This window comes from Micromonospora sp. CNZ303 (genome assembly GCF_004345505.1).
Map to the genome: position 1 here is coordinate 29,841 of NZ_SLVT01000007.1, position 11,570 is coordinate 41,410.

14 protein-coding genes are annotated in these 11,570 nt (G+C 72.7%); 4 read left to right on the forward strand and 10 right to left on the reverse strand.

What is annotated here, in order from left to right; genetic code table 11:
• Window positions 1-28 precede the first annotated feature (28 nt).
• Together EV374_RS13260 and EV374_RS13265 are read right to left on the reverse strand one after the other, a co-directional pair.
• The gene (locus EV374_RS13260; protein WP_132235128.1) at window positions 29-772 is read right to left on the reverse strand and encodes an enoyl-CoA hydratase/isomerase family protein; all 744 of its coding nucleotides are present in this window, start codon (window positions 770-772) and stop codon (window positions 29-31) included.
• On the reverse strand, window positions 769-1,626 hold the full coding sequence (locus EV374_RS13265; protein WP_132235130.1) for a 3-hydroxyacyl-CoA dehydrogenase family protein: 858 nt from the start codon (window positions 1,624-1,626) through the stop codon (window positions 769-771). Before EV374_RS13265 ends, EV374_RS13260 begins: the two co-directional genes overlap by 4 nt.
• A 162-nt stretch (window positions 1,627-1,788) precedes the next feature.
• On the opposite strand from EV374_RS13265, the gene EV374_RS13270 reads away from it, so the two are divergent.
• The gene (locus EV374_RS13270; protein ID WP_132235132.1) at window positions 1,789-2,085 is read left to right on the forward strand and encodes a hypothetical protein; all 297 of its coding nucleotides are present in this window, start codon (window positions 1,789-1,791) and stop codon (window positions 2,083-2,085) included.
• 133 nt (window positions 2,086-2,218) lie between these two features.
• Here the strand turns inward: EV374_RS13270 and EV374_RS13275 are convergent, their stop codons facing one another.
• Window positions 2,219-2,998: a class I SAM-dependent methyltransferase gene (locus EV374_RS13275; protein ID WP_132235134.1), complete on the reverse strand. Its 780-nt coding sequence runs from the start codon at window positions 2,996-2,998 to the stop codon at window positions 2,219-2,221.
• Window positions 2,999-3,053: 55 nt separating this feature from the next.
• Here EV374_RS13275 and EV374_RS13280 point away from each other — a divergent pair, with 55 nt between their 5' ends.
• Entirely contained in the window at window positions 3,054-3,452 is a 399-nt protein-coding gene (locus EV374_RS13280; RefSeq protein ID WP_132235136.1) for a PPOX class F420-dependent oxidoreductase, read from the forward strand.
• A 101-nt stretch (window positions 3,453-3,553) separates the two neighbouring features.
• Here EV374_RS13280 and EV374_RS13285 read toward each other — a convergent pair whose 3' ends face one another.
• Both EV374_RS13285 and EV374_RS13290 read right to left on the reverse strand, forming a co-directional pair.
• A complete protein-coding gene (locus EV374_RS13285; protein WP_007073996.1) occupies window positions 3,554-3,763 on the reverse strand; it encodes a BldC family transcriptional regulator in 210 nt (69 codons plus the stop codon).
• 251 nt (window positions 3,764-4,014) lie between these two features.
• Window positions 4,015-4,854: a DUF8083 family protein gene (locus EV374_RS13290; protein WP_132235138.1), complete on the reverse strand. Its 840-nt coding sequence runs from the start codon at window positions 4,852-4,854 to the stop codon at window positions 4,015-4,017.
• 172 nt (window positions 4,855-5,026) lie between these two features.
• Between EV374_RS13290 and EV374_RS13295 the strand changes: the two genes are divergently transcribed.
• On the forward strand, window positions 5,027-6,109 hold the full coding sequence (locus tag EV374_RS13295) for a Glu/Leu/Phe/Val family dehydrogenase (RefSeq protein ID WP_132235140.1): 1,083 nt from the start codon (window positions 5,027-5,029) through the stop codon (window positions 6,107-6,109).
• A gap of 286 nt (window positions 6,110-6,395) precedes the next feature.
• Window positions 6,396-6,611: a DUF3073 domain-containing protein gene (locus EV374_RS13300; protein ID WP_089002617.1), complete on the forward strand. Its 216-nt coding sequence runs from the start codon at window positions 6,396-6,398 to the stop codon at window positions 6,609-6,611.
• A gap of 143 nt (window positions 6,612-6,754) precedes the next feature.
• Here EV374_RS13300 and amcA read toward each other — a convergent pair whose 3' ends face one another.
• The 5 genes from amcA to EV374_RS13325 form a co-directional block, all read right to left on the reverse strand.
• Window positions 6,755-6,988 carry a multiple cyclophane-containing RiPP AmcA gene (amcA, locus tag EV374_RS13305; RefSeq protein WP_132235142.1) on the reverse strand — a complete coding sequence of 78 codons (234 nt, stop codon included), beginning with the start codon at window positions 6,986-6,988 and terminating at the stop codon, window positions 6,755-6,757.
• Window positions 6,957-8,060, reverse strand: a complete 1,104-nt coding sequence (gene amcB, locus EV374_RS13310) for a cyclophane-forming radical SAM peptide maturase AmcB (RefSeq protein ID WP_486485750.1) — start codon at window positions 8,058-8,060, stop codon at window positions 6,957-6,959. Before amcB ends, amcA begins: the two co-directional genes overlap by 32 nt.
• 170 nt (window positions 8,061-8,230) lie before the next feature.
• Window positions 8,231-9,385, reverse strand: a complete 1,155-nt coding sequence (gene purM, locus EV374_RS13315) for a phosphoribosylformylglycinamidine cyclo-ligase (protein WP_132235146.1) — start codon at window positions 9,383-9,385, stop codon at window positions 8,231-8,233.
• A 58-nt stretch (window positions 9,386-9,443) separates the two neighbouring features.
• A complete protein-coding gene (purF, locus tag EV374_RS13320) occupies window positions 9,444-10,982 on the reverse strand; it encodes an amidophosphoribosyltransferase (protein ID WP_132235148.1) in 1,539 nt (512 codons plus the stop codon).
• Window positions 10,983-11,153: 171 nt separating this feature from the next.
• Window positions 11,154-11,507, reverse strand: a complete 354-nt coding sequence (locus EV374_RS13325) for a sterol carrier family protein (protein ID WP_486485736.1) — start codon at window positions 11,505-11,507, stop codon at window positions 11,154-11,156.
• Window positions 11,508-11,570: the final 63 nt, after the last annotated feature.

An 11,570-nucleotide genomic window follows, 5' to 3' on the forward strand; every position in this document is an offset into this window, starting at 1 on the left:
GAAGGGGCCCTTCCTTACACCCCAGGGCTCAGCGGGGGCGTCGCCGTTCCAGGAACTCCGTCATCCGCCGGTGCTTCTCCTCGTCCTCGAAGAGCACCGCCTGGCTGACCAGGTCGAGGTGCGGGTGCGCGGCGGCCGGCGCGTCGACCGCCAGCTTGGTCAGCCGCAGCGCCAGCGCGGACCCCTTCGCCATCTCGTCGAGCAGCCCGTGCGCCGTGGGCAGCAGCTCGCCGGGCTCGGCCACCATCCGGTTGACGAGCCCGATCCGCAGCGCCTCCTCGGCGTCCACCCGCCGCCCGGTGAAGAGCAGCTCCTTGGCCCGGGCCTCCCCGATCAGTGCCGGCAGCCGGTGGGTGGCGCCCGCGCCGGCCAGGATCCCCAACCGGACCTCCGGCTGGCCGAACACCGCCCGCGCCGTGCAGACCCGCAGATCGCAGGCGTACGCCAGCTCGGCGCCCCCGCCCAGCGCGGGCCCGTCCACCGCCGCCACCGTCGGCATCGGCAGCGCCCGGATCCGGGCGAAGGCCGCCGAGTTGATCGCCGCGAGGGCGTCCAGCCGGCCCCGCTCGCGAAGCTGCCCGATGTCCGCCCCACCGGCGAAGATCCCCTCGGTGCCGCCGGTGAGCAGCAGCAGGCGGGGCCGCGCCTCCAGCTCCGCGCAGACCTGGTGCAGCTCGGCGATCAGGTCGGCGTCGATGGCGTTGCGCTTCTCCGGCCGGTCGAGCGTCACCACCAGCCGGTCCGGCTGCTCCTCGATCCGCAGCCCACTCACGAGCGGGTCCCGCCTTCCCAGCGGTAGAAGCCCTGGCCGGACTTCTTGCCCAGGCGGCCGGCGGCCACCATCTCCTCGAGCAGCGGCGGCGGGGCGAACCGGTCCCCGTACGCGGCCTGGAGGGTGCGCGCGATGTCGAGCCGCACGTCCAGCCCGACGATGTCCGTCAGCTCCAGCGGGCCGACCGGGTGCCGGTAGCCGAGCACCATCGCCTTGTCGATGTCGGCGGGGCTGGCCACCCCGTCGGCGACCATCCGGATGGCCTCCAGCCCGAGGGTGACCCCGAGCCGGGAGGTGGCGAAGCCGGGCATGTCGCGTACGACGACGGGGTCCTTGCCCAGCCGGCCGGCGAGCGCGACCGCCGCGGCGGTGGTCTCCTCGGCGGTGGCCGGGCCGACCACGACCTCCAGCAGGGCCATCGCCCAGACCGGGTTGAAGAAGTGCAGCCCGAGGAAGCGCTCGGGCCGGGCCAGCCCCTCGGCCAGCGCGGCGATCGGGATGCTGGAGGTGTTGCTGCCCAGCAGCGCCGGCCGCAGCGCCTCGGCCTCGCGCAGCACCGCCCGCTTCAGCTCCGGCCGCTCCGGTACGGCCTCCACCACAACGGCCGGCTCCTCGGCGACCTCGGCGAGCCCCGAGCGCAGCGTCACCCGCTGCCGGTTCGTGGCGGCCCGGTCGGCGTCCAGCTTGCCGCGCTCCACCGCCCTGTCCCACAGCTCCCCGAGCCGCTCGACGGCCGCCGCGCCCCGGGCCCGGTCCACTTCGACCAGCTCGACGGCGTGCCCGGCCCCGGCCGCCACGTACGCGATGCCGAGCCCCATCGTGCCGGCCCCGACGACGACAAAGCGGTCGCTCATGACGCCTCCCTGTCTCCGGTGGCGGGACGGGGTCGACCCGCGCCCCGCCGCCCGCTCCACTCGCTCATGGGCCCGACCCTATGCAGCGGCGATCTCCCCGGCATGCGTGGGGGCGCGCCGGATCGGGTACCACGGCACCCAACCGAGGGAAGGACGGCCCAGATGAGCCAGGCACCGGAGACCGTGCACGCCGCGGACGCGGCGGAGACCGTGGAGACCCGCGGGGACGAGCGGGTCGACCTGCTGCGCGCCGACACCAACAACGACGGCCGCACCGACGTCTGGGTGGCCGACACCGACGGGGACGGCAAGCCCGACCTGTTCCAGTTCGACACCGACGGGGACGGCAAGGTGGACATCACGATGGTCGATCTCGACGAGGACGGCACCCCGGACGAGGTGGTCGACGGCGACGGCGGCCTGCCGCCCGAGCAGCTCCCCCCGACCGTCCAGGTCTGAGCCCGACGCCGGTTCCCGCCTCCCGGCGGGAGCCCGGCGTCGGTGTTCACCCAGATGTCAGGAAGGGGCCCTTCCTCTACCGGAGGCGTTAGGAAGGTGCCCTTCCTTGCACCCCCCGCCGTGGCCGGGGGCGTCAGCCGGCGAGGCGCAGGGTGGCCAGGTAGTACGGCGCGTCCCGATCGTCCACGTCGGTCAGTCGCCAGCCGGTGCCCCGGACCAGCTCGGCCAGCTCGGCCGGGGAGCAGACCAGGTAGTCGAACCACTCGGTGCCCAGTTCCCGGTAGCGCAGCCGGAGCCGGAGCTGCCCACCGAACCGGCCCCGACGACGGTTGCGCTCGTGGTAGCCGGTGTGCACCGGGTCCCGGGTGCCGTACGGGTCGGTGCCGTGGGCGATGACCTGTGCTCCCGGCCGGGCCAGTGCCGCCAACGCGGCCAGCAGCGCCGGCCCGCGTTCCCGCCCCTCCAGCAGGCCCACGTTGTTGCCGAGCAGCAGGAACGTGTCGTAGCGGCGGCCGTCCGCGACGTGCGTGTCGACAGTGCCGTGCACCAGGTCGCGTACGCCCCGGCGGCGGCAGACGGCCAGCGCCCCGGCCGAGGTGTCCAGCCCGGTGACGGGCACGCCCCGTTCCTGGAGCAGCAACGCGATCCGGCCCGCCCCGACGCCGACGTCCAGGGTCGCGCCCCGGACCCGGTCCACGGCCCGGTGGTCGTACGGCTGCCAGTCGGCCGGCCCGTCCAGGTAGTGCGCGGCGGGGGCGCCGTTGATGAGCCCGTCGTCCCGCTCGATGATCTCGATGACCGGTCGCGGCAGCCGCCCGCCGGCCAGCGGGCGGGGTCCGACCCCGGTGGCCACGGCGTACGCGTCGCGCAGCATCTCCCCGAACACGTCACCGATCCGTGGCTGTCCCGTCACGGGCTTCACGCTATCCGGCCGGTCAGTCAGCCGCACCGGCCGTATCCTTGGCGGGGTGACCACCCTGGACCGCCTCGGCGCGGAGAAGTACATCCTGCTCACGACGTTCCGCAAGGACGGTCGGGCGGTGCCGACCCCGGTCTGGGCGGTGCGCGACGGCGACGCGCTCTGGGTGTGGTCGGCGGCGGACGCCGGCAAGGTGAAACGGATCCGGCGCAGCGGCGACGTCACGGTGGCGCCGTGCGACGTCCGGGGCCGCCCGCACGGCGAGGCGGTCGCCGCCCACGCGACCCTCTGCGACGCGGCCGGCACCCGGCGGGTACGTGAGCTGATCAAGCAGAAGTACCGGATGATCGGCCGGCTCAGCCTGCTCGGCAGCCGCCTGCGTCGCGGCGAGAGCGGCACGGTCGGCATCCGGGTCGTCCTCGCGGACCGGCCGCCGGCCGGCGCCTGATCCCGCGCCCGTCGCCAGTACGCGGGCGGGGTCCGGACACGACGGAGGGCGGCGGACCATGTCCGCCGCCCTCCGTTCACACCTGTTTGTATCCCGGTCGGTCAGTCCCCCTGGCGCTGCTGAGGGATCTGTCCCTGCAACAGGGCCCTGACCTCCGACTCCCGGTACCGACGGTGTCCACCCAGCGTGCGGATGGCGCTGAGCTTGCCCGCCTTTGCCCACCGGGTCACCGTCTTCGGGTCGACACGGAACATCGACGCCACCTCGGCCGGTGTGAGTAGCGGCTCTGGTTCGTGCGTTCGCGATGCCATCGGTCACTCCTCCACATGTATAGACATCGGCCGGGGTCCCGCCGGTCGACGCGTCTCCCATGGTCCGGCTAGTCCCCGATGTCCGACATGGGCCGAACGGCCGAACGTCCCTAGACGGACGGATGAACCATGCCCGATTTATGCGACTTTTACACGGCAGAAAGTACCTTATTCGGACTCATGATCACGGTTCGTGATGCGTCGACTACGAACTAGCCTCGGCTTCGGGGCAGGTTATGGGCGATTTCGCCTCAGTTGCACCTTTCCAGCAACTGGACCGCCCGCCAGCGCGCGACCAGCTTGTCGTACGCCGCCGAGGCCTCCTCCGCCTCGCCCCGGGACAGCCCGGCTAGCCCGCTCGCCACCAGCTGGGGCGAGTCGTCGGCGGCCAGCGTCTCGTCCGACAGCAGCTCGACCAGGCCGCCGTAGTCCAGCTCCACCATCGAACGGGGGTGGAACTCCTCCAGCCAGCGGGCGGCCTCCTCGACCGCCTCCGTGATCGGCGCGTCGCCGATCGACTTGCGCAGCACCGACAGGGCCCGCGACGAACGCCGCCGCGCCTTGGAGATCTCCGTCCGGTAGTGCAGCGCCCGCCGCCCGGGGTGGGCCACGTGGTGCCGTTCCTCCGGGCCGAAGAGCACGAACCAGCGCAGCGGCACGCCCCACGTGGCGATCTGCTCGTGCACGCGCGGCACGCCGTGCTCCAGCACCCGCGCCCCGCTGCGCCAGTCCTCCACCACGGCCTTCGCCTGCCCGGCGAGCACCGGCGGCACGAACGCGTCGGCCAGCACCGGCGGCACCCCGTCGCGCGCGTTCAACGCCGCCTCGGCCACCCGGATGCGCAGGTTCCACGGGCAGACCAGCAGGGCCTCGTCGGTCTCCAGGACGTACGCCTCGTCCGGCAGGTCGGGCAGCCGGGTCCAGCCGGCGCCGAGCGCCTCCAGCACCGACGTCCGTTGCCGGCCCGGCCCCTCCACCGGTGCCACCGCCCGCCCCTGCTCGACGTAGCGCCGCCAGTACGCCTGGCGGTCCCGGTCGAAGGCGGTCAGCGGCTCGTACACGCGCAGGTATGAAGCGAAGAGCGACGGCACGGCGCGATCCTCCCACGAATTGGAACTCGGCCGTCGCCGGCAGCGCGATCACGCGTGCCGTGGGCGGCCGGAGGGCGTCGGCCGATACTAGGCTCAGCGGCACCGGCAGCATCCCGCCGGCGGTCCACCGGTCCGCGTCCCACAAGGGCGCACCCCACACCAGGAGCGAGTCATGGGCGTATTCGCCACCACCGAAGACCCGGGGTCCAGCGGTCACGAACAGGTCGTGTTCTGCCAGGACAAGCAGACCGGCCTCAAGGCGATCATCGGCATCTACTCCACCGCGCTCGGCCCCGCGCTCGGTGGGACCCGGTTCTACCCGTACGCCAGCGAGTCCGACGCCCTCGCCGACGTGCTCGACCTCTCCCGGGGCATGGCCTACAAGAACGCCCTCGCCGGGCTGGACCTGGGCGGCGGCAAGGCGGTCATCTGGGGTGACCCCGAGCGGATCAAGAGCGAGGCGCTGCTGCGCGCGTACGGCCGCTTCGTGGAGTCCCTGGCCGGTCGCTACTACACCGCCTGCGACGTCGGCACCTACGTCGCCGACATGGACGTGATCGCCCGCGAGACCTCGTACGTCACGGGCCGCAGCGTCGAGCACGGCGGCGCCGGCGACTCCTCGATCCTCACCGCCTGGGGCGTGTTCCAGGGCATGCGGGCCGCGGCCGAGCACGTCTGGGGCGCCCCGACCCTCGCCGGGCGGCGGGTCGGCGTGGCGGGCCTGGGCAAGGTCGGCAAGTACCTCGTCGGCCACCTGATCGACGACGGCGCCGAGGTGGTGGCGACCGACGTCAACCCGCGGGCCCTGGAGTGGGCCCGCGCCACCCACCCGCAGGTCACGCTGGTCGACGACGCCGCCGCGCTGGTCGCCGCCGACATCGACGTGTACGCCCCGTGCGCGCTGGGCGGCGCGCTGAACGACGACACGGTGCCGGCGCTGCGCGCCAAGGTGGTCGCCGGCGCGGCCAACAACCAGCTCGCCCACTCCGGCATCGAGAAGCTCCTCGCCGACCGCGGCATCCTCTACGCCCCGGACTACGTCGTGAACGCCGGCGGCGTGATCCAGGTGGCGGACGAGATCGAGGGCTTCAACTTCGACCGGGCCAAGCTACGCGCGACCCGGATCTACGACACCACCCGGGAGATCCTGCGACTGGCCGACGCCGAGGGCGTGCCGCCGGCCGTGGCGGCGGACCGGCTGGCGGAGCGGCGGATGGCCGACGTCGGCCGGCTGCGCACGATCCACCTGCGCTGAACGCCTCGGGGGCGGAGCGGCCGTTCCGCCCCCGGCCCCGGCGGGCGGCCCGTCCCGTTAGGGTGGTTTCGCATGGCTCTGCCCGGTGTCACGGGCGCTCCCGGCGCCGCTCCTTACCGGGTACAATCGGTGACGGCCGGATGACCGCGACGCGCGGTGTCGGTCGACGGTAACCCGAGGTGCCGAACGGTGGCATCCCCATGTACCGTAAGAGCCACGAGAGATGCCTGACGTCATCGGGGCCCGCCTTCGGGCTGCCCCGCATTCTGTGCGAGGGGGTCGAGCCATGGGGCGCGGCCGTGCTAAGGCCAAGCAGACGAAGGTGGCCCGGGAGTTGAAGTACCACTCCCCGAACACCGACCTCACCGCCTTGCAGCGCGAACTGGCGGGTGCTGGTAAGTCTGAGCACAACTTCGACGACGACTACAAAGAGTATGTCGACGACGATGATGAGGATCACGCGGACGAAGACCCGGATCCCTGGGTACGTCCGCCCCGCTGACCTCCGGTAGCAGCTGAGCACGCGGTGATCGCCCGCGTGCTCACGCATGTGCCCATCGAAGCGGCGCCAAGACCGACGATCAGGGACCTGCCCCGCCCGGAGAGCCTTCCGGGCGATCGGCAGGTCCCTGATCACGGTCTGTCTCAGCGGGGACGGTTGTTCCAGTTGTAGAACGTCGGGATGTTCTCGAAGTGGTTCCAGGCGCACACGGCGCTCGCGCCGTCGCCGCCCGCCACCTCGGCCCGTAGTCGCCGCGCGGCCTCGGCCTCGTGCAGGAGTGCGGTGAGTCCCGGCGCGGCTTCCCGCACCCGGTCGGCGACCTCGTCCGGGCTGTCCGTCCTCCGGTCAGGATGCCGGTGACTGGTGGTCTCGGGCATGCTCCAACACTCCCTCCAGTAAGTGGATCTTGCTGTTGCGGCAGTGCGCGGTCTGCGTACCGTCGAAACGCCCCTGTTCGAAGTAGCGGTTGGCCGCGTGGCCGCCGCCGCAGAACCCGAAGTAGGGGCAGGACGCACGGCACGCCTCGACGCCGGCGATGAACTCGCCGACCCAGGGCGTCCGGTCCGCGTGGGCGAGGATCTCGACCAGCGGGGTGGCCAGCACGTTTCCGCTGCTGAAGTCGCCGTACCGGACATCGGTGAAACCGGCCAGCTCCGGCGAGAGCACGATCACCGAGCCGTCGTGGCCGACGGTCGGGATCGGGTCCAACCGCCGGGGGAGCAGGTCGTCGGCGCTGCCGTCCAGCACCGCCGCGGCGTACCGCAGCGACCACTCGACCTCGCGCAGGTGGATCCGGGGCTCCCGGCGCCAGGCCGCCACCAGCTCCGCCCAGAAGGCGGTCACCAGCCGCGCGTCGTGGGAGTTGTCGCGGAGGTTGACCCCCTCGGTCTCCTCGATGTTGACGCCCAGCACGTCGCAGCCCAGGTCGAGGAAGTAGTCGTACAGCTCGGTGGCCAGGCCCGGCCCGGGGCGACCCACCACGGCCAGCGCCGAGAACGGCAGGCCGTGCCGGCGCAGCGCCGCCACCCCGCGCAGGATCCGGTCGTACGCGGGACCACCGCCCCGCGTCACCCGGTCGCCGTTGCGTTCCCGCGGGCCGTCCACGCTCACGCTCACCCGCACCCCGTGCTCGACGAAGAACGCGCACCAGGCGTCGTCGATCAGCGTGGCGTTGGTCTGCACGTGGTGCTCGACCCCGGGCCCGAAGGGCGCGATCAGCGCGGCCAGGTGCTCCCGGCCGGCGGCCAGCGGCTCGCCGCCGTGCCACACCACCGAGAACCGGCCCGCCGCCGCCCACGGGTTCACCGACGCGGCCACCGCCTCGGCCACCGGCACCGGCATCCGCCGGTCGGCCGCGCGGAACGGCAGGTAGCAGTAGGCGCAGTCCAGGTTGCACAGGGTGGTGGGCTGCATGACCACGTACGAGGGGACGGCGGCCAGGCCGCGCATCCCGCTGAACGACAGTCCCCGAGCAGCCATTGCCCTCCTCCGCGCCTGAAGGGCTGTCGGGGAAACCGGGCGGGCGGCCCCGACAGCTCTGAGGGTGCCCTTCAGGCTAGGCGGCCACGGCCACTCGGGTGAAGCCCTGATCAGGTGCCCGTACGGTCACCGGGAGTCGATCAGCCCCGGGTGTGCTGGCCGACCATCTGCACGTTGCCGGAGCCCTCGATGATCTCGCCGGCCTGCCACGCGTCGACGCCCCGGCCCGTCAGGGTGGCCAGCGCGCGGTCCGCGTCCTCGGCGGAGACGATCGCGAACATGCCGACGCCCATGTTGAAGGTCGCCTCCATCTCCGGGTCCTCGATCCGCCCCTTGGACTGGATCAGGTCGAAGATCGGCTGCGGCTTCCAGGTGGACCGGTTGACGACCGCGTCGACGTGCTCGGGGAGCACCCGGACCAGGTTGCCGGGGATGCCGCCGCCGGTGACGTGGGCGATGGAGCGCACCTCGGCCTCGGCGATGAGCTTGAGGCAGTCCTGCGCGTAGATCTTCGTCGGGGTGAGCAGCTCCTCGCCGAGGGTGCGCTGCCGGCCGAAGTCGTCGATCACCACGTCGAGCCGCATCCGGCCGGCGCCCAGCAGCACGTGGCGCACCAGCGAGTAGCCGTTGGAGTGCAGGCCGGAGGAGCGCATCGCGATGACGACGTCGCCCACCTCGACCCGGTCCGGGCTGAGGATGTCGCTCTCCTCCACCACACCGACGCCGGTGGCGGAGATGTCGTACTCGTCCGGGCGGAGCACGCCCGGGTGCTCGGCGGTCTCGCCGCCCAGCAGGGCGCAGCCGGCGTAGCGGCAGCCGTCGGCGATGCCGGCGCCGATCTCGGCGACCTTGTCCGGCACGACCTCGCCGGTGGCGATGTAGTCGAGCAGGAAGAGTGGCTCGGCGCCGCAGGCCACCAGGTCGTCGACGACCATCGCGACCAGGTCGATGCCGACCGTGTCGTGGATGTCCATCTGCTGCGCGATCACCAGCTTGGTGCCCACGCCGTCCGTGGACGAGGCCAGGATCGGGTTCTTGTACTTCTTCGTGTCCAGCCGGAACAGGCCGGCGAAGCCGCCCAGGTCGCCCATCACCTCGGGGCGCCGGGTCTGCTTCACCTTCGACTTGAGCAGCTCGACCGCGCGGTCGCCCGCCTCGATCGAGACCCCGGCGTCCGCGTACGAGACCGAGCGTTTGCGCGCCTGGCGGCCGGTGCCGGCCGTCCAGGGCTGGCGGTCGCCGCCGGCGCCGGACGGGCTGCTTCCTGCGCCGCTGCGCTCGGACACGTGCGTCACGGTTCTCCCCCTTGGTTCTGGCGCCGCGCCGGCGGTGGCCGGGCCGCGCCGGGTGGTGCTACGGGCGGTGTGTGGTCACGCCGCCCGGAGTGGCGACGAGCGGGGCGGTGTGCTCCGGGGTGTCGGCCGCCTGCGCGGCGACCCGCCGGCCCACCCCTTCGAGCACGTGCTTGCCGATCAGGTTGCCGGCGGGCAGCTCGATCGGGTATTCCCCGTCGAAGCACGCGCGGCACAGCCGGGTCTTCGGCTGCTCGGTGGCCGCGATCAGGCCGGGAAGCGACACGTAGCCGAGCGTGTCCGCCCCGATCGAGCGCCGGATGCCGTCGTTGTCCAGCCCGTTGGCCAGCAGCTCGGCGCGGGTGGCGAAGTCGATGCCGTAGAAGCACGGCCAGTTGACCGGCGGCGAGGAGATGCGCACGTGCACCTCCAGCGCGCCGGCCTCGCGCAGCATCCGCACGATCGCCCGCTGGGTGTTGCCGCGCACGATCGAGTCGTCGACCACGACCAGCCGCTTGCCCCGGACGTTCTCCCGCAGCGGGTTGAGCTTGAGCCGGATGCCGAGCTGGCGCAGCGTCTGCGACGGCTGGATGAAGGTACGCCCGACGTACGGGTTCTTCATCAGGCCGGCGCCGTAGGTGATGCCCGACTCCTCGGCGTAGCCGATCGCGGCCGGGGTGCCGGACTCCGGCACCGGGATGACCAGGTCGGCCTCGACCGGGTGCTCCTTGGCCAACTGGCGGCCGATCTGCACCCGGGCGGAGTGCACGTTGCGGCCGGCGATGGTGGCGTCCGGGCGGGCGATGTAGACGTATTCGAAGAGGCAGCCCTTGGGCTCCGGGGCGGCGAACCGGCTGGAGCGCAGGCCGTCCTCGTCGATCGCGATCAGCTCGCCGGGCTCGACTTCGCGGACCACGCTCGCGCCGACGATGTCCAGCGCGGCGGTCTCGCTGGCCACCACCCAGCCGCGCTCCAGGCGGCCCAGCACCAGCGGACGTACGCCGTGCGGGTCGCGGGCCGCGTAGAGGGTCGACTCGTCCATGAACACGAAGCTGAACGCGCCCCGCAGCCGCGGCAGCACCTCCAGCGCGGCCGCCTCGACCGACAGGTCCGGGCGGCTGGCCAGCAGCATCGTCACCAGGGAGGTGTCGTTGGTCGAGCCGTCGGCGACCAGGCCCCGCTCGGCGACCTCGCGCTGGAGCTCCGCGGTGTTGACCAGGTTGCCGTTGTGGGCCAGCGCGATGGTCGTGCCGGAGGTGGTGGACCGGATGGTGGGCTGGGCGTTCTCCCAGGTCGAGCCGCCGGTGGTGGAGTAGCGGGCGTGCCCGATCGCCACGTGCCCGCGCAGGCTGGCCAGGGTCGGCTCGTCGAAGACCTGGGCGACCAGGCCGAGGTCCTTGTAGACCACGACGCCCGAGCCGTCGCTGACCGCGATGCCCGCGGCCTCCTGACCACGGTGCTGGAGGGCGTAGAGCCCGAAGTAGGTCAGGTTGGCGACCTCCTCCCCGGGCGCCCAGACGCCGAAGACGCCGCACGCGTCCTGGGGGCCTGGTCGTTGGGGATCAAGGTCGTGGCTCAGCCGGCCGTCGCCTCGGGGCACCTGCGCTCCCTCATGCTGATCTGGACCGGCCTTGCGGAATCACGCGGGGGGCGGATCCGCACTCCTCGGCCGGGACCACTGTCGTCGCCTGACAGTGTACGCGAATCCGAGTCGATACAGAAAGTCACGATCCGGCTCCGACGTGTGACCGGTCGATGCGTATCGCCCCAGCTAGAGCGGCAGGTGCGCGGAGAGATCCGCCCGGATTCCGCTCACCCGTACGCGACCCTGGGTGATCGCGTCGGCCCAGTCGAGCCGTCCGCTGGCCACCGCCAGCCAGGTCTCGGGCTCCATCTCGACGACGTTGGCGGGGGTGCCACGGGTGTGTCGGGGGCCGGGAACGCACTGAACTGCGCCGTAAGGTGGGACACGCACCTCCACCGATCGGCCGGGGGCGCGCTCCGCGAGGACGGTCAACAGGGCACGGACCGCCTCCCGGAGGACCGGTCGTTCGGGCGTACGCCCCTCGTCGAGCGCCGACAACGCCGCCGCGACCGCGGCGGACTTAGTGTGCGGAGAGGACACGACGGGACGATACGGCTTCAGCACGCCGCGCCTGACGCTGGCCCTGGGTCGCGCCGATCCGGT

What these genes read in the sequence shown, in the direction of transcription:
- EV374_RS13265 (WP_132235130.1), bottom strand. Translation starts at nt 1,626, where the DNA reads ATGAGCGACCGCTTTGTCGTCGTCGGGGCCGGCACGATGGGGCTCGGC.
- EV374_RS13270 (WP_132235132.1), top strand. Translation starts at nt 1,789, where the DNA reads ATGAGCCAGGCACCGGAGACCGTGCACGCCGCGGACGCGGCGGAGACC.
- EV374_RS13285 (WP_007073996.1), bottom strand. Translation starts at nt 3,763, where the DNA reads ATGGCATCGCGAACGCACGAACCAGAGCCGCTACTCACACCGGCCGAG.
- EV374_RS13295 (WP_132235140.1), top strand. Translation starts at nt 5,027, where the DNA reads ATGGGCGTATTCGCCACCACCGAAGACCCGGGGTCCAGCGGTCACGAA.
- EV374_RS13300 (WP_089002617.1), top strand. Translation starts at nt 6,396, where the DNA reads ATGGGGCGCGGCCGTGCTAAGGCCAAGCAGACGAAGGTGGCCCGGGAG.
- amcA (WP_132235142.1), bottom strand. Translation starts at nt 6,988, where the DNA reads ATGCCCGAGACCACCAGTCACCGGCATCCTGACCGGAGGACGGACAGC.
- amcB (WP_486485750.1), bottom strand. Translation starts at nt 8,060, where the DNA reads ATGCGCGGCCTGGCCGCCGTCCCCTCGTACGTGGTCATGCAGCCCACC.